At 68.4% G+C, this 17,165-nt stretch carries 15 protein-coding genes, 1 tRNA gene and 1 pseudogene; 11 read left to right on the top strand and 6 right to left on the bottom strand.

Annotated features, from left to right (window positions below):
* Positions 1–23 precede the first annotated feature (23 nt).
* Positions 24–401: a DUF7541 family protein gene (locus P0R32_RS00405; protein ID WP_276237931.1), complete on the bottom strand. Its 378-nt coding sequence runs from the start codon at positions 399–401 to the stop codon at positions 24–26.
* A gap of 97 nt (positions 402–498) precedes the next feature.
* Positions 499–699 carry a VNG_1110C family protein gene (locus P0R32_RS00400; RefSeq protein ID WP_276237930.1) on the bottom strand — a complete coding sequence of 67 codons (201 nt, stop codon included), beginning with the start codon at positions 697–699 and terminating at the stop codon, positions 499–501.
* Positions 700–883: 184 nt separating this feature from the next.
* On the opposite strand from P0R32_RS00400, the gene P0R32_RS00395 reads away from it, so the two are divergent.
* Both P0R32_RS00395 and P0R32_RS00390 read left to right on the top strand, forming a co-directional pair.
* Complete coding sequence (locus tag P0R32_RS00395) at positions 884–1,993, top strand: OBG GTPase family GTP-binding protein (RefSeq protein WP_276237928.1); 1,110 nt, start codon at positions 884–886, stop codon at positions 1,991–1,993.
* Position 1,994: 1 nt separating this feature from the next.
* Positions 1,995–2,459: a DUF8050 family protein gene (locus P0R32_RS00390; RefSeq protein ID WP_276237927.1), complete on the top strand. Its 465-nt coding sequence runs from the start codon at positions 1,995–1,997 to the stop codon at positions 2,457–2,459.
* An 11-nt stretch (positions 2,460–2,470) separates the two neighbouring features.
* Here P0R32_RS00390 and P0R32_RS00385 read toward each other — a convergent pair whose 3' ends face one another.
* Positions 2,471–2,974, bottom strand: coding sequence for a hypothetical protein (locus tag P0R32_RS00385; protein ID WP_276237926.1), 504 nt, complete (start codon positions 2,972–2,974; stop codon positions 2,471–2,473).
* A gap of 114 nt (positions 2,975–3,088) precedes the next feature.
* Between P0R32_RS00385 and P0R32_RS00380 the strand changes: the two genes are divergently transcribed.
* The 5 genes and pseudogenes from P0R32_RS00380 to artA all read left to right on the top strand — a co-directional run bounded on the left by P0R32_RS00380 (position 3,089) and on the right by artA (position 9,407).
* On the top strand, positions 3,089–4,171 hold the full coding sequence (locus tag P0R32_RS00380) for a hypothetical protein (RefSeq protein WP_276237925.1): 1,083 nt from the start codon (positions 3,089–3,091) through the stop codon (positions 4,169–4,171).
* A 75-nt stretch (positions 4,172–4,246) separates the two neighbouring features.
* Complete coding sequence (locus P0R32_RS00375) at positions 4,247–4,999, top strand: VOC family protein (RefSeq protein WP_276237924.1); 753 nt, start codon at positions 4,247–4,249, stop codon at positions 4,997–4,999.
* A 652-nt stretch (positions 5,000–5,651) separates the two neighbouring features.
* A pseudogene (locus P0R32_RS17925) lies at positions 5,652–5,717 on the top strand (surface glycoprotein); the annotation flags it as partial.
* Positions 5,718–6,140: 423 nt separating this feature from the next.
* Positions 6,141–8,243, top strand: coding sequence for a BGTF surface domain-containing protein (locus tag P0R32_RS00370; RefSeq protein ID WP_276237923.1), 2,103 nt, complete (start codon positions 6,141–6,143; stop codon positions 8,241–8,243).
* 162 nt (positions 8,244–8,405) lie between these two features.
* On the top strand, positions 8,406–9,407 hold the full coding sequence (gene artA, locus P0R32_RS00365) for an archaeosortase A (RefSeq protein ID WP_276237922.1): 1,002 nt from the start codon (positions 8,406–8,408) through the stop codon (positions 9,405–9,407).
* Between the two features lie 17 nt (positions 9,408–9,424).
* Here the strand turns inward: artA and dph5 are convergent, their stop codons facing one another.
* Positions 9,425–10,237: a diphthine synthase gene (gene dph5, locus P0R32_RS00360; RefSeq protein WP_276237921.1), complete on the bottom strand. Its 813-nt coding sequence runs from the start codon at positions 10,235–10,237 to the stop codon at positions 9,425–9,427.
* A 255-nt stretch (positions 10,238–10,492) separates the two neighbouring features.
* Here dph5 and P0R32_RS00355 point away from each other — a divergent pair, with 255 nt between their 5' ends.
* The 4 genes from P0R32_RS00355 to P0R32_RS00340 all read left to right on the top strand — a co-directional run bounded on the left by P0R32_RS00355 (position 10,493) and on the right by P0R32_RS00340 (position 15,716).
* Positions 10,493–11,704: a CoA transferase gene (locus P0R32_RS00355; RefSeq protein ID WP_276237920.1), complete on the top strand. Its 1,212-nt coding sequence runs from the start codon at positions 10,493–10,495 to the stop codon at positions 11,702–11,704.
* Positions 11,701–12,837 carry a GNAT family N-acetyltransferase gene (locus tag P0R32_RS00350; RefSeq protein WP_276237919.1) on the top strand — a complete coding sequence of 379 codons (1,137 nt, stop codon included), beginning with the start codon at positions 11,701–11,703 and terminating at the stop codon, positions 12,835–12,837. The genes P0R32_RS00355 and P0R32_RS00350 overlap by 4 nt, the downstream gene beginning before the upstream one ends.
* A gap of 197 nt (positions 12,838–13,034) precedes the next feature.
* The gene (locus P0R32_RS00345; RefSeq protein WP_276237918.1) at positions 13,035–13,793 is read left to right on the top strand and encodes a mechanosensitive ion channel family protein; all 759 of its coding nucleotides are present in this window, start codon (positions 13,035–13,037) and stop codon (positions 13,791–13,793) included.
* 84 nt (positions 13,794–13,877) lie between these two features.
* Positions 13,878–15,716, top strand: coding sequence for an SLC13 family permease (locus P0R32_RS00340; RefSeq protein ID WP_276237917.1), 1,839 nt, complete (start codon positions 13,878–13,880; stop codon positions 15,714–15,716).
* 281 nt (positions 15,717–15,997) lie between these two features.
* Here the strand turns inward: P0R32_RS00340 and P0R32_RS00335 are convergent.
* Positions 15,998–16,070: transfer RNA gene (locus P0R32_RS00335), tRNA-Thr, on the bottom strand.
* 78 nt (positions 16,071–16,148) lie between these two features.
* Entirely contained in the window at positions 16,149–17,138 is a 990-nt protein-coding gene (locus P0R32_RS00330) for a class I SAM-dependent methyltransferase (RefSeq protein WP_276237916.1), read from the bottom strand.
* Positions 17,139–17,165: the final 27 nt, after the last annotated feature.

The raw sequence follows: 17,165 nt of genomic DNA, 5'->3' as shown, positions 1-17,165 counted from the left end.
CTGCCGAGGGCTCAGCCGCCGGCTCAGAACGCGGGGTCGGCGTCGCGCGCGAACAGTTCGCCACCGACGCCGGCGACGAGCATCAGCACGCCCGTCCCGAGGACCGAGTACGCGCGCACGAGGAGGTCCGACTGGGTCGCCCCGTCGTAGTAGAGGATACCGAGACCAAGTACGACCACCAGCAGCGACAGCGCCGCGAGCGCGCGCCACGTCGACGACACGTAGCGGTTCTCCCGGAGGATGCCGGCGATGGAGCCGAAGAACAGGAGCAGCCCCCCGACCGCCAGCGGCACCAGCCCGAACAGGATTCCGACCTCGGCGATGGGCAGTCCGAGCGCGACGAACAGCGGCCACGGGCTCGCCCGTCGGTACTCCTCGCTCAATCCCGGGTTCTCGTCCATACGCGACCAACGGGCTTGCCGGTTCAAAGCCTGTCGGTACGGTCACTCGGTTCTGCGTGCGATCACGCTCGGGGTCGCCGGTGGGCCGGCGCGTCGCTCACGGGAGGGTGATGCCGTGGCGCGCGAGGTAGTCGGAGACGGCCTTGATCTCGACGGGGCTGCCGATGATCCGGCAGCGACCGTCCTTCGTGAAGATGGAGACGGTGAACTCGGACTCGACGGACCGCTGGATGCCCTCCAACTCCCCACAGGGGAGGACGATCTGCGTACTGTCGCGGAGGCGGGAGGGATCCGGCATACCGTCCTTGGGTTCAGATCGCGTCTACCGGGATATAGTCGTACCGAAGTCCGTAGCCCGCCGAGCGTGCCACACGCGGCCAGATTCGGGAGGTGCCCCGGCGGCGTGTGGCGTCGGTGGCCGACCGCGGGCGGTCCCGGTCGAAGGGAAGCGTTTAGGCGCGCGGACGGCCCACCTGCTAGCGATGGGACTGGAGGACGAGATCGAGGAACTCCGCGAGGAGATCGCCGAAACCCCGTACAACAAGTCCACAGAGGCCCACATCGGTCGGCTGAAGTCGAAGCTCGCCCAGAAGAAGGAGAAACTGGAGAACCAGTCCTCCTCGGGCGGCGGACAGGGGTACGCCGTCGAGAAGACCGGCGACGCGACGGTCGCGCTCGTCGGCTTCCCCTCGGTCGGCAAGTCCACGCTGATCAACGCCCTCACCAACGCCGACAGCGAGACCGGCGAGTACGAGTTCACCACGCTGAACGTCAACCCGGGGATGCTGAAGTACCGCGGCGCGAACATCCAGATCCTCGACGTGCCCGGCCTCATCGAGGGCGCCGCCGGCGGGCGCGGCGGCGGCAAGGAGGTGCTGTCGGTCGTCCGCACCGCCGACCTCGTCGTGTTCGTCCTCTCGGTCTTCGAGATCGACCAGTACGAACGTCTCCGCCACGAACTGTACGAGAACAAGGTGCGCCTCGACACGGAGCCGCCGAACATCTCCGTCCGCAAGACGCACAAGGACGGCATCCAGGTGACGATGCGCGACACCGTCTCGCTCGACGAGGCGACGATCAAAGACGTGCTCCGCGCGCACGGGTTCGTCAACGCTGACGTGACTATCCCGCACGACCTCACGATCGACGAACTCATCGACGGCGTGATGGACAACCGCGAGTACCTCCCCTCCATCGTCGCCGTCAACAAGGCCGACCTCATCGAGGAGGACTACCTCCCGACGGTGAACGAGGACCTCCGTTCACACGACATCGACCCCGAGGAGGCCATCTTCATCTCCGCGGTCGAGGAGAAGGGACTCGACGTCCTGCGCGAGCGCATCTTCGAGGCGCTGGGTCTCATCCGCATCTACATGGACAAGCCGGGGCGCGGCGTCGACTACGAGGAGCCGCTCGTGCTCCGCGAGGGCGACACCGTCGGCGACGCCTGCGCGAAACTCGGGGGGAGCTTCGACGAGCGGTTCAAGTTCGCCCGCGTGTCGGGGCCGTCGGCGAAACACGACGAACAGCAGGTGGGACAGGGGCACGAACTCGCCGACGAGGACGTGCTCCGCATCGTCGCCCGGAAGTAGCGTGGCGAGCCCCGTCGACCGGCTCCCACGTGCGACTCCGCGACGTGTCCTCGCCGCGGTGCTGGTGTGCGGGCTCGTCCCGTGGTCAGTCCAGACGTTCTCCAGCAGCAGCGTCCCGTTCTTCCGGTTCGCGTGGGGTGGCCTCTCGCTGACGCCCGTCGTCACGCCGCGGCTCCTCCCCACGTACTTCGGGCTGTCTCGGTACCCGCTCCTCTACCGGTGGGCGCTGGCGTCGCTGTGTTGGCTCCTCGCCGTGGGGTCGGCTGCACTCGCGCTTGTCGACCGCGAGGACCCGCGTGTCACCGCCGGCCTGCTGGTGCTGGCGGGTGCCGTCAACGCATCTGTCGCTCTCTCGTTCGGCCTGCAACCGCTCCGGACGGGCTATCCGGTCGGGACGCTCGCGCTGTGGGCGGTCGCGGCGTGGCGGTATCTGGCCTGGACGCACGCACCACCGGATCGACGCTGACACCGGCTGCGTCACTCGGCCGTCCCGGGGTCGTTCGCACCGCTCTCGCGGGCGACTCGCCGGACGTTCTCGTGGTATCCCTCCTGTCGCCACACGTCCCATATCAGGTCGGTGAGCACGTGGACGTAGAGGACCACCGCCATCGCCAGCGCCGCGGCGGCTGGCGTCACGCCCGGTCCCGAGACGCCGCCGGCCCACCACGCTGCTAGCACCGCGACCGGGACGATGACCGCGTGGCTGAGGAGGCGCTGGAGGGGCCACAGGTCGCCGGGGTCGAACAGCGCCGACTGATCGAGGACGGCGGCGCGGGGGTTCGCGAGCGCTCGTCTGGCGTTCGCCCAGTCGCCGCGGACCAGTCGCGCCATCACGAAGTGGTCGAGGTCGATGAGGACGCCGGCCGCCGTCAGGGCGGCCCACCACCCCGCCGCGACGGGGAGCGTGTCTCCGAGCGGGAGCGTGGCGACGAGTCCAGCGGCGACGACCGCCGAGAACGCGGCGTGATGTCTGGAGTACACGACAGACGACGACGGGCTCGTCCCTCAAAATCCCCCGCCCGCGCGCCCGTGAGAATCACTCGTGATGTTCGGTGCCGAAGCGTTATCACCGACGCGACGGCTCCCTCCGATCGAATGGACTCCGACGCGCTCGTGTGTTTCCAACAGACCCGACGCGGTGCCGGCGAGCGGTCGTACAAGGTGTACCGCGTCGACGTCGACTCTCCCGACCGGTTCGTCGACCGGATGGACGAGTACGTCCGTCGGACGCACTTCGACGGCCCCGTCACCGCCCCGCACTGGTTCGACATCGCCGGCGGCCCCGAGATGCAGTGCCGGCTCGCCGAGTTGGGGGAGAACCTCGTCCCGTTCGCGACCACCGACGTGTACGTCGTCACCCACAAAGGGGTGCGCCCGCTGCTGGGCGTCCCGATGGCCGTCGACATCGTGCCGGTGCTCGCCGACGCCATCCGGACCCGCGAGTACCGCGGTGCCGACTGCGACACCGACGGCGAGGACGCCACGCTCGCACCTGCCGCCGACGCGTCGCCGACCCGCGTCGTCGACAGTGAGGCGTTCGCCGCGCCGCTCTCCGGCGACGCCGCCCCCGGCGGTCGAACCGAGTGGTTCCACCTGTTCGCGCTGCGGGCGGCCTACCGCCTCGCCGTCGGCCCGCGCACCGGCGTCGTCGACACGAGCGGCGACCACCCGACGATGCGCGTCCGCGACGGCGACGGCGTGTTGTGTCTGGACCTCCTCGACACCGGCGCCCTCAAGCGGATCAACCGGGACGTGCTGTTCCTCGACTACCTGCCCGCCGAGGAGTCGGGCCACTCGCTCGACGAGGCGCTGACGCTCGCGCTGCGCGACTCCGCCCGACTCCGCTACCGCTACGCGAGCCACCTCTGGCACGTCCGCCACGGCGAGACGGACCGGCGGTTCGCGACCGTCGCGCGTAACAAGGCCGAACCGCAGTACGCCGACGAGCGAGCGGCGACCCGCGGGGAGTTCCTCGAGGCGCTGGCCGCGGAGTTCGGCTCGTCGCTCACGCCCTTTTCCGGCGGCGTCGCCGGCGCCGCGCTCCGCTGGGAGACGGGCACGCGCGCGGACACCTTCTCGTTGAACGAAGAACCGACGTTCACCCACGACACCGCCGCGGACGTCATGGCCCAGGTCGACCCGGGGTACGTCCCCGAGAAACGCAAGAAGCGGTTCTGACGCGGGTCGGCGCCGTCGCCCCGCGTGGGTTCCCCGTTCGGTACCCTTTTCGACGCCGCGGGAGTTGTCACACGTATGGCGTACACGCTCGACCACGTGATGATGCGGATCGAGGACGAGGAGGAGTCGCTCGACTGGTACACCGAGCATCTCGACTACGAGATCAAAGGCGAGATGGACGGCGGCGACTTCACGAACTACTTCCTCGGCCCGGAGGACATGCACGAGGACGGCGCCATCCTCGAACTCACCTACAACCACGGCGATCACGAGTACGAGATGGGCGACGCGTGGGGCCACATCGCCGTCCGCGTCGAGGACGTCGAAGAAGCCTACTACGAACTGATGGACGAGGGCGTCGAGGACTACCGCCCGCCCGAGGAGAACCCCGGCTACGCGTTCGTCAAGGACCCCGACGGCCACGAGATCGAGATCGTCGAGCGCGACCACGGCGCGCGCTGGTCCATCGACCACACGATGATCCGCGTCGAGGACGCCACCGAGGCGCTCGGCTACTGGACGCGCACCTTCGAGTACGAGCACACCGGCCGGTGGGAGGCCGACTCCTTCGCGAACTACTTCATGAAGCCCGAGGGCGCCGCCGACGAGGAGATGGCGGTCGAACTCACGTACAACTACGACGGGCGGACCTACGACATGGGCGACGCGTGGGGACACCTCTGTGTGCGCGTGGACGACCTCGACGACGCGTGGGACGATATGCTGACCCGCGAGTCCGCGGACTACCGCGACCCCGAGTCGTGCGACCACCACTACGCGTTCACGAAGGACCCCGACGGTCACGAGATCGAACTGATCGAGCGGTAACCCCCGCCGACCACCTCGTTCTCGGCGACATACAGGAACCGCCTGCAATCGTCTGATCCCTCGCTGCGGCGACCGTTTCGTCCGTTGCACCGATCCGGACAGCGACTGGAACAGTTCGAAACCGTCAGTGGGACTTATGTGGGGCGTATTCTGTGTCCACGATGGGAATGAATACGACCGTCTCACCTGGGGGGGAGGAGATCGACCACTACGAGTGCCGGCACTGTGGACTCACCGTGACCGCGCGCGTGCGAGGCTGTCCGATGTGCGGACGGCAGATCGTCCACTACTCGCTGTAACGCCCGCCGCCACTCGTCGTCGCGGGCGACTGTGACCCGCGCCGCACCGCCGCACCGCCGCGCGCCAGCGATTCGCGCCGGTTCGACCACGGCGACACCCGTGGTCGCTCCACAAAGTACTTATTCTCGAAATCGATGACCGGGCTCGTACCCCCCGAAATCGGGTGCGTGAAGCGTTATCACGGCTGACGCTTTACCACAAGACATTTATAAGAACCCGTGTTGGTACCCGTTGTACCCCTACCCATGGTGACAGCAGTTAGTATCCCTCGCCAAGTCCGCCTCGCGGGCGCTCTGGAGCAGGCTTGGGCGAACGGTGTTGCCGCCGCTTGCAGTGCGACTCAGATCAAACCATGACAGACTATAACGACAAGATCCGCGCCCTGATCCTGGCGGCGCTGATGGTGTTCTCCGTTTTCGCGGGCACCGTCGCGTTCACAGGGTCGGCTGCCGCGGACGTGGACTCCATGTCCGGTGCATCGGTTACCGATGTCGACCGGGGCAATGCGAGTGCCACGCAGACGGTCACATTTAGTGTGACTACGGCAGACGCGCAGGACGAAGAGATTACGATTGACTACGAAACTGGTAACGTCACTGACGCTACCATCACCAGTGTAACCGACACAACAGGCAACATCACTGCGGACAACGTGACCGTTGTCAACTCCACGCGCATCACGCTTGATGTGAATGGGTCTGCGGCTAGCGACGCTGGTGACATTGAGGTTGAGGTCACCCACGACCTCTCGGATGTCAGTGAAACCAGCGGTGTCACCGTCACCATCGACGATGCCGGTGGTTCCAATGACGCTTCTGCCCTGACGCCGACGTTCGACATCGTGGCGGACGACGGTAACAACGACACCACCTTCACGGACGGTGGCCTGGTCTTCCAGGGTCAGACTGCGTCCTACGACGCTGCCAATGCGGACACCAGCGGTAACACCTACAGCGACGGCGGGTACTTCCTGTACGAGCGTGTCGACAGTTCGACGGGCTCGCCCGTTCGCTCGCTGAACGCCAACAACGGCTGGGTCAACGCCAGCACGTCGGGCCTCGAGACGGGTACGACCTACTTCATCTCGAACGACGGTTCGAACCCGGGCAGCGCGGACATCACGTTCACCGTCCGCAACATGGCCTTCGACGCGTCGTTCGACAGTGACTCCGTCGACAACGCCGGTACGACCGGTGTCGACTTCACCGTCGAGTCGAGCAACCGTCAGGAGACGTTCGACGTGTACGTCACCTCTGACGACCTCTCGGACGACGAACTCGTCGACATCTTCGACGACAACTTCGACGGCACGGACGTCGACGTTGACGGCGACGACGAGACGGACGACGACGACGGTATCCAGATCACCGTCGACAACGGTGAGGAGACGTCCGAGGCGAACTTCTCGGACATCGACGGCGGTAGCTACAACTTCACGCTCGACGTCACGGACACGACGGCAGAGTCCAGCGCGAGCATCGATGTCAACGACATCGGCGCCGGCGAGGCCGAGTTCGGTAACCCGAACGTCGAGGTCCCGCAGGGCGACGTCGCTGAGATCAACATCTCGCTGAGCGGTGCCGCGGCCGGCGGCAGCGGTACGCTCGTCATCGGTACCCTCGACGACGACGGGTACCAGGCGAACATCTCGTTCACCGACACCGACGATGACGGCGAAGTCACCGTCGAGTTCAACACCTACACGGCTGGGAGCGACTCCCTCGGTACGGTCGTTTCCGCCGCTGGTGAGGACGACGTCACCTTCGACAGCACGGACAACCAGACTGACGTGACCGCGATGCTCGCGCAGGGCGAGTACACGATCTCCGTCAGTACGTCCAGCTCTGTCTCCACGACGACCGAATCGCCGCAGGACCTCGGCACGCTGTTCATCGCCGAGCGCTCCACGGACAGCATGCAGCTCTGGACCGCGCCCGGCGCGGCCGAGCTGGACGCTGACGAGGAAGACGGTGTCGAGGAGTCCGACATCGCCTCGCTCATCGAGGACGGCCTCGTGACGCAGGACGACACCATCACCTCGGGTGACTACGTCATCCACCAGGTCACCGCGACCGGCCTGACGGGTGTCGTCGACTCCGAGGGTAGCCTCACCAACGCGCTCCAGAGCGGTGCGCTCGAGGTTACCGTCGAGCAGACGAATCCGGTCCAGAACCGCGACCCCAAGGTCATCAACGTGACCGACTCGGGTAGCGCTGTCACCCTCGTCGAGGGCGACGGTGCCTACTACATCGCGGTCGACACCGGCGACAGCGCGCTCAACGTCTCGCGCAACGGCAACCAGGTCGACCTGGCTGACGGTGACGAGTTCGAGGCGACCTTCACGGTCGCCGACGACCGTCTGCTCGGCTCCTCCGAGGAGGATGACGAGCAGTCCGTCAACGCGACCTTCGAGGTCGAGTCCGAGGACATCACCCTCGACAACGACCCGGTTCAGGTCGAGGCCGCTGCCGACCAGATGATCACCGGCGAGGCTAACTCTGCGCCCGGTACCGAGCTGACGGTCCGCGTCCGCTCCACGGGCGAGACCCAGCCGCGGTTCTTCAACACGCAGACGGTGACCGTCCAGGCTGACGGCACCTACAACGCTTCGTTCGACTTCTCGGATCAGGCCGAGGGCGACGAGTTCTCGGTGACCGTCCGCAAGGGTGGCACGCAGGTCGCCTCCGCTGACGGCGAGGTCGTCGGCGCTGCCGCTACGACGGAGGCCGCCACGACGGAGGCCGCCACGACGGAGGCTTCCACGACGGAGGCCACCACGACTGAGGCTCAGACGACTGAGGCTCAGACGACTGAGGCCCAGACGTCCGAGCCGCCGGCCACCACGGCCGAGCCGACCTCGACGTCGACGCCCGGCTTCGGCGCTGTCCTCGCAGTCATCGCCCTCATCGGCGCTGCGCTGCTGGCAGTCCGCCGCGACAACTAAGCGAACCACGACTGACCGGGCGTAACCCGGTCGTTTCCGCTTCACGCGGACTTTCTTTCGACGCGCCACACCGACGAGCGACGGCGCCGTCGCGCGTTGGCGATGCGTGACCGATACACTGAACGACAAGGGCTTTACCCGCCAGCGCCGTTCTCAGAGTGAATGGCGAGTCCCTTCACCGACCTGCTCGGGTGGGTGGTGATCGCGACGTTCCTCTCGTCGGCCGCCGTCGACGCCCTCCGTCGCGGCCGCGCGGGAACCGGCCCGCTGGCGCCGCTTCGTCGCCGCCTCGACGGCCTCGCGGTCGCCCCCGAGCGCGCGCTCGCGACCGGCGGGTGGGGCCTGTTCGCGGTGTTCTGGCTCCTCCTGTTCCCGCACTTCGCGTTCACCCAACAGAGCTACGTCGAGGGCATCCTCTCGCTGGCCGCGGTACCGGCGTGTTTGTACGCCGGCTGGCTCCTGTGGAACGGCCGCGACTCGCTGCACGTCCTCTCGCGAGCGGTGGCGGCGATGGGCGTCGTCTACTTCCCGTTCGAGACGGTCGAGCCGCTCAAGCACGGCCTCATCATGATCGTCACCGAGCAGACCGGCTGGCTCATGGCGCAGTTCGGGTATCAGCCGGAGCGCGTCGCCGGTCCGATCCTCGGCTACGACAACGCGTACTTGTTCACGACGCCGGAGGGGCACGGCCTCCTGTTCGAAATCGTCCTCGCGTGCACCGGCCTCGGGAGCATGGCCATCTTCGTCGGCCTCATCGCCGCCGTCCGGGCGCCGCTGGGGCGCAAACTCCGCGCGCTCGCGGTGTCTATCCCGATCATCTGGCTGTTGAACGTCCTGCGCACGACGTTCATCGGCATCACCTTCGGCAACCAGTACCTCCAGGTGTTCGTCGACGAGGTGCTGCTGCTGTTCGGCTCCTCGGACCCGTACATGGTGTCGTTTTTCCTCTCCGACCGCGTCATCTCGCAGGTGCTCGCGGTCGTCGCGCTCGTCGGCATCACCTACCTCGTGGTCCGGCAACTCCCCGAACTCGTCACCGTGATCGAGGACGTGCTCTACATGATCACCAAGGAGGAGCACGACCTGCTGTCGGCGCTCGACCTCCCGCGCGACCCGGTCGAGACCGACGGTGGCCGTCGACCGGGCGACGAGACGAGTCGCTGACGCTGTTCGCCCGTGGGTCAGTCGAAGTCCGGTAACGCGGACTCTGGACAGCCCGCCAACTCGGCCAGCGCCTCGGCTTCGAGGTGGTGCAACTCCCCGGGGACCACGAGCATGTGGAGCGGGTCGCCGAAGTCGCGTTCGCCAAGCGCCGCGAGCGTGTCGGCCTCGACGACCGGGTCGGGACTGCCCGCGCGGGCGACCGCGACCCCGACGGCGTCGGCGTCCCAGTCGCGCGCCAGCGCCGCGGCGGCGTGGTCGGCGGTCATGTACTCGTCGGGTTCCCCCTCGGCGGGGCCGGCGGGCGAGGAGCCGGCGACCTTGATGTCGAGGTACACGAGCGTGTGGAGACCGCGCTCGCGGTTCGCCTCGATCCCGTCGATCACCGACTGCGGCGTGCCGTCGGCGCCGTGAGCGTACTCGAACGGGAGCGTGACCGCCTTGCCGAAGCGGTAGTTCTGCAGCCCCGTCAACGAGGAGGCCGCCGACTGGGCGGTGACGCCGTGGATGACGCGGGTGTCGATGCCGCGCTCGGCCGCGCGCACCCGGAGGTCGACGTGGGTGGTCGAGATCATCGTGTCGCCAGCGGTGCAAAAGGCCACGTCTCCCTCCTCGGCGGCGTCGAGGATCGGAGCGGGGTCCTGTTCGACGCCCGCGCGGTCGCGCACCTCGACGTCGACGCCGTGGTGGGATTCGAGCGCCTCGACTGTCGTACCGACGAGGCGACTGGTGTAGAACTCCGCGAAGACGCGGTCGGCCGCCCGAAGTGCCTCTCGGCCCTCGACGGTGACCGAGCGCTCGTCCCACAGGCCGAGGCCGATGAACGTGAGCATATCCGTACCTGACGGGTGAACGGCTTCCGGGTTTCGCTCCGCCGACGCGCGCGACCGCCGTGCTCCCCCCGTCGACCGCGACGTGAACTCGGCGCAGTCGGTCGGTTCGGTCGGACTAACCGACCGCGTCGTCGCGGCCAGCGTCGGTCGCGCCAGTTCGGTCGGACGCCGTCACGGTCTGGCAGTGTGCATATCGACTGCTTACGGAGAAATCCAACCTTAATAACATTACCCGCGGGTCGGGATGGTCGTTCTATGGGTTCCCTCGACGATCTCACGGTACTCGACCTCACTCGCGTCCTCGGGGGTCCGTACTGTACCATGCTCTTGGCGGACATGGGGGCGAACGTCCTCAAGATCGAACCGCCGGGAGGCGACTGGGTTCGCCGGACGCCGCCGTTTCTCCACGGCGAGGACGAACCGTACGGCGGCTACTTTCAGAGCATCAACCGAGGGAAATCGAGCCTCGAACTCGACTTGACCGACCCGGACGACCGGGCGGACTTCCTCGACCTCGTCGACCGCGCGGACGTGCTCGTCGAGAACTACCGCGCGGGGACGATGGAGAAGTTCGACCTCTCCTACGAGCGACTCCACGACCGCAACCCGGGGCTGGTGTACGCGGCGATCCGCGGCTTCGGCGACCCGCGAACTGGGGCGACCCCCGAGCAGGACCGCCCAGCCTACGACCTCGTCGTGCAGGCGATGGCCGGCGTCATGCAGATCAACGGCCAGCCCGACGATCCGCCGACGAAGATCGGCGTCGGCATCGGCGACCTGTTCACGGGCGTGCTCAGCGCCGTCGGCATCCTCTCGGCGCTCCACCACCGCGAGCGCACCGGCGAGGGGCAGTTCGTCGACACCTCGATGTACGACGCAATGTTGTCGATGTGCGAGCGGACCGTCTACCAGTACTCCTACACCGGCGAGGTCCCCGGGCGCGTCGGCAACGCCCACCCGATCTTGTTCCCGTACGACGCCTTCGAGGCGGCAGACGGCCTCGTCGTGGTCGCGGCCATCGGACCGACGCAGTGGGACGCGCTGTGTCGCGCCATCGACCGCCCCGACCTGGTCGAGTACCGCGAGCAGTCGCTTCGCCTCGCGAACCGCGAGTATCTGACCGAGCAGATCACCGACTGGACCAGCGAGCGGACCGTCGACCAGGTGCTCGACACGCTCGACACGGTCGTGCCGTGTGCCCCCGTCCAGGACGTGGCGGACGTGTTCGAGGCGGGCATCGCCGACCGACGGGAGATGCTGGTCGACCTCCCCCACCCGAGCACCGGCGAGTCGGCGACCGTCGCCGGGTCGCCGATCAAGATGACGGCGACGCCGACTGGCCCGAAGGGTCGTGCGCCGCTCCTCGACGAACACCGGGCGGCTGTACTCGGGAGCGACCGACCGCAGGTGGAGGCGCGAGCGCAGACCGACGGCTCCGGCGACTCTCCGACGGAGGACGACTCGTGATCAACGCGACCCGCCACGACGCCGACGGCTACGCGGTGCGGCTGTTCGAACCGAGCGACCGCGACGACTACCTCGCGCTCCACCGACGCGTGCTCGACGGGGGGAGCGAGGCGTGGTTCGACTGGAAGTACGTCGACAACCCGTACACCGACCACGTGGCCGTCGTCGTCGCCACCGACGGCACCCGCGTCGTCGGGACGAAGTCCGGCATGGGGTTCGAGGTGGCTCGCGGCGGCGAACGGTTCCTCGCGCTCCAGCCCGGAGACACGATGGTCCACCCCGACCACCGTCGCCGCGGCATCTACTCCCGGATGACGGAGTACATGAAGTCGGCGTACGCGACGGCGCCGCAGGCGCTGTTCTTCAACTATCCCAACTACGCGACGCTCCCCGGGAGCCTCAAACACGGCTGGCGGGAGGTGGGCGAAGTGACGACCCGCTACCGCGTCGCCAACCCCGCGGCGCTCGCTGGCGTCGACGCGGGCCGGTTCGACGCGGCGCTCGACCGCCTCGCACGGACGGTCGCCGACGGCCTCCTCCGACTCCCCCGTCTCGGAACGCGAGTGGCCGACCGGTTCTTGGTGCGGCGCCACGACGACGTCCCGGTCGGGACGCTCGCGGACCTCTACCGGTCGGCCGTCCCCGACACCCTCCACGTCGTTCGCGACGAGACGTACCTCGACTGGCGGTACGACAATCCCCAGTGGGAGTACACCGCGTTCACCGTCGAGCGCGCGGGACGACCGGTGCTCGGAGCCGTCGTCGGGTGCGGCGACGCCGACGGTATCCGACGGGCGTCGCTTGTCGACGTGCTCCCGATGCGCGACCGCGGAGACAGCGACGACGGCGACGCTCCCGCCGCAGGGGACACCGACCGGACCGCGGCCGAGGTGGCGCTGCTCGACCGCGTCGTCTCGGCAGTCGACGCGGACGTGCTCGGCGTCGCCGACGGCGCGTTCTCCCCGTCGGTGCTCGCGCGATTCGGGTTCCTCCCGGACACTGCACCGCCGCTGTCGTGGGTGTCGACGCCGAGCACGCTCGTGGCGTACCCCCTCGACGACGCGCTCGACACGCCGGCGCTGTCGTCGCTCGACGGGTGGACCCTCGGACTCGGCGACCGCGACAGCCGGTGACGCTCGCCCGAACACGTCGGCTCTCCGACACGGTTCCCCTACCGCCCGACGGGTCGCGGTCGTCGTCGTCTTCTCGTCACCGTCTCCTCGCCGCCGTCGGCGTCGGTAAGGCCAGATTGGCCGACTGCGCCGCTCTCGGCGCCGATCTGACCGGAGTTGCTAACTAAACCGAACGGACGCGTCAGTTCGACCCGGATATGTTCACCCAGTCCGAACTGCTACTACAGGTGGGGATCCCGGAGTTCCTCCAGGAGACTGTCGCACAGACGATCGCGTTCCTGCCGCGCCTCCTCGGGGCGGCGGTCATCCTGCTGATCGGGTGGTTCATCGGCATCGGCGTCGCCCGCGTGGTCCGCGTGATAGCCGACCGCGTCGAGATGGACCGGGCCGTGTTGGCGACGCCACTCGGGAGTATCCTCGGCGGGACAGAAGACGCCGTCTCACGAGCGATCGGCACGCTCGGCAAGTGGTTCGTCTACGCGGTCGCGATCCTCGCGGCGGCGGACGTGCTCGCGATCCCGCTGCTGTCGGAGTGGATCCAGACTGCGGTGTCGTACCTCCCGGCGTTCGTCGCGGGCCTGCTGGTGATCGTCCTCGGGTTCGTCGTCGCCGACTTCATCGGTGACGCGATCACCCGCACGGAGGCGGCGACCGAGAACGTCTACACCGGGTGGTTCGCCACCGCGACCCGGCTGTTCCTCTACTTCACGGTGCTCGTGATCGGCCTGTCGACGATGGGCGTCGACACTGGCATCCTCACCGTGTTCGCGCAGGCCATCGCCTGGGGCGTCGCCGCCGCCATCGCCATCGGCGTCGGCATCGCCGTCGGGTGGGGCGGGCACACCTACGTGCAGGAGAACATCGGTCGCTGGGCGGGTCGGCTGTCGTCCGCGACGCCCAGCCCCCGCAGCGACCGGATGGAGGGCGAGGGCGCCCCGACCGCCGACGACGACTGATCGCGGCGACGGCACCCGTCCCTCGGTGCGGGCGACGCCATAGCAAAGGATAACACCACCTGGTGGAAATCCGGATGCAATCTAATGGCCGCGCCGGCGGTGGGAATGCTCGTCGTCTTCGCGTTGGTAGCGGTCGCGCTGGTCCTCTTCGTCACGGAGACGGTTCCCCCAGACATCACCGCTATCGCCGTCCTCGTCGCCCTTGCGGTCCTCCAGCCGTGGACGGGCGTCCGGGCGACCGATGCCATCCAGGGGTTCGCCAGCACGGCGACGGTCACGATCATCGCGATGTACATCCTGAGCGAGGGCGTCCAGCAGACGGGCATCGTCGAGCGGCTCGGCGTCGCGCTCGCGCGGGTCACGCGGGGCGACGAGCGCCGACTCCTCACGGCCACCGTCGGGACCACCGGAGTGGCCGCGGGCATCATCAACAACACGCCCGTCGTCGCGGTGTTCATCCCGATGATCACCGGGCTGGCCGACCGGGCCGGACTCTCCCCCTCGAAGCTCCTCCTCCCGCTGTCGTACGCGGCAATGATGGGGGGGACGCTCACCCTCATCGGCACGTCGACGAACCTGCTGGCCAGCGACCTCTCCCGGGAGTTGCTCGGCCGCCCGGTCGGGATGTTCGAGTTCACCCCGCTCGGGCTCGTCGTCTTGGTCGTCGGGGGCGCGTACCTGCTCACCGTCGGTCGGTGGCTGACCCCGGCGAGGATCCCACCCGACCAGGACTTCACCGACGAGTTCGACCTCGACCGGTACCTCTCGCGCGTCCGCGTCGGCGAGGGGGCGACAGTCCTCGGCCAGCCGCTCGACGCCGTCGAGGCGACGTTCGCGGGCGACGACGATGTCGACCTGCTCCAACTCAAGCGAAACGGCGAATCGTACCTGGCGCCGGCGAGCGACCAAACCGCCCAGGTGGGGGACGTGTTGATCGTCCGAGGAACGCTCCAGTCGATCACCCGCCTAACCGAGGCGCCGGGGCTCCGGCTCCTCCACCGCGACGAGGTCGGGGAGGGTGAACTCGTCGAGGGGCCCGGGACCCTCGTCGAGGCCGTCGTCCTCCCGGACTCGGGGCTCGTCGGGAAGACGGTGGCGGCGACGGGACTGGAGGGCGCCCTCCACACGACCGTGTTGGCGATCCGGCGGGGCAAGCACGTCGTCCGCGAGTCGCTCGACGACGTGGCGCTCGACTCCGGCGACACGCTCCTCCTCCAGACGACCGACGAGGCCATCGAGTACCTCGTGTCGGACGGCGACCTGCTGGTCACCCACCGCTCCGCCGACGAACTGCCGTCGACGGCGGAGCCGGCCGAGCCGCTCGCGCCGCTGAGTCCGAAGACCCCGTGGGCGCTCGGGATCTTGGGCTCGGTCATCGCGCTCGCCGCCCTCGGTGTCGTGCCGATCGTGATCGCCGCACTCGGCGGCGTCGTCGCGATGGTCGTCACCGGCACGGTCACGACCGCCGACGCCTACGACGCGGTGTCGTGGAACGTCGTCTTCCTGCTCGCGGGCGTCCTCCCCCTCGGCGTCGCGATGCAGCGAACGGGAGGCGACGCCCTCATCGCGTCGGTGCTCGTCGGGAGCGCCGACTTCCTCCCCGTCCTCGGGGTGGTGGCGCTGTTCTACGTCCTGACGGCGCTGTTGGCGAGTATCATCACGCCCGTGGCGAGCGTGGTGTTGATGATCCCGATCGCCGTCGACACCGCCTCCAGGATCGGGGCCAACGGCTTCGCGTTCCTCCTCGCGGTGACGTTCGCGGCCTCGGGCGCGTTCATGACCCCCATCGGGTACCAGACGAACCTGATGGTGTACGGTCCCGGGAACTACCGGTTCACCGACTACCTCCGCGTCGGCGGGCCGCTCCAACTGCTGCTCGCGGGCGTCGTCACCCTCGGCATCGCGTTCTTCTTCGGCGTCTGATTGACCGCCGACCCGGGCTGGTACCGTCCCGCCGCGACGGACGCCGCGGCGCCGACGCCGAAGAACGAGAGGAGCGCGTAGAAGCCGAGCCAGACGCCGACGAGTAATCCGGCGGTTGCCAGCGCCAGTCCGAGGAGCGCGGCGACCATCCCGACGGCGAGGTGCGACTATCTGGAGGGTATCGCGTCGAGCTACTCTCAGCCCACACTAAACGGTGGTGTCGCGACCAGATCCGTCGGTGACGGGTGTCGGTACGGTCTCACGGAACGAAGCGACAGAAGAGCCGGTGGAGGGATTTGAACCCTCGGCCTATTCCTTACGAAGGAATCGCTCTGCCAGCTGAGCTACACCGGCGCGTGCAATCAGTCGTACTGCCATGACGGGAATAAGGGTTGCGAATACGCCTCGCCGTGTTCCCGTGTCGCACGCCGCTCACGCCCGTCGGATCCGCACGTCCAGACAGACGTTCACCTCGTGGGGCGCGTACGACCGCACCTCCCGACGCGTCTCCACCGCCACGGTGTACCCCGCGGGTTCTGCCGCCGCCCGGACCGCACGCTCGCCCGGACCGAACGGGTCGTCCTCGTGGGTGATGTCGTACAGGTGGAGGACGCAGTCGTCGCCCGCGAGGCGGACCGCGGTGTCGAGGAACTCGTCGGCGCTGTGCGGGAGGTTCATCACGATCCGGTCGGCCCAGTCGTCGTAGTCGGCGGTCGTCTCGCGCACGTCGCCCTCCAGCGCGGTGATCCGGTCGGCGACGCCGTTGCGCTGGGCGTTCTCCTGCAGGTACCGGATCGCCGCGGGGTTCACGTCGCACCCGAGCACCTCGGCGCCGCGGGCGGCCATCGGCACCGCGAACGGGCCGACGCCGGCGAACATGTCGACGACGTGCTCGCCGTCGCTGACCTGTTCGACGACGCGGTGGCGCTCGGTCGCGAGGCGGGGCGAGAAGTACACCTCGGCGATGTCGAGGGCGAACTCGTGGCCGTACTCGCGGTGGACGGTCTCGGTGTCGTCGCCGTACAGCACGTCCCACTCGCGGACGCGGTACTCGCCGGCGACCTTCGAGGCGCGGTTGACGACCGTCTCGCAGGGCACGTCCGACTCGACGATGGCGTCGGCGACCTCGCGGGCGCGCTCGGGGTCGTCCTCGTCGAGGATCACCACGTCGCCGAGGCGCTCGTAGGAGGGTTCGACGCCGAGGATCTCGGCGGGTGGCGTCGGCCCGTCGCGCTCGGTCGTCTCGCGGGCGACCACCTCGTAGCCGGCCTCGCGGGCGGCGTCGGCGTCGACGACCGGGAGGTAGATGTCGCCGTCCTCGACGGCGATTTCGCGGTCGCCGTCGAGGAGGTCGCGCTCGGCGAGCGCCTGTCTCGTCGTCTCGCCCGCCGAGACGGGGGCGCGGACGCACGGCGTTGACATACCCGCGCTCGGCGAGCCGCGCGAAAA

The sequence above is a fragment of the Halobaculum marinum genome (assembly GCF_029338555.1).
GTDB classification, from domain to species: Archaea; Halobacteriota; Halobacteria; order Halobacteriales; family Haloferacaceae; genus Halobaculum; species Halobaculum marinum.
This window is presented reverse-complemented; position numbering and strand designations above follow the sequence as displayed.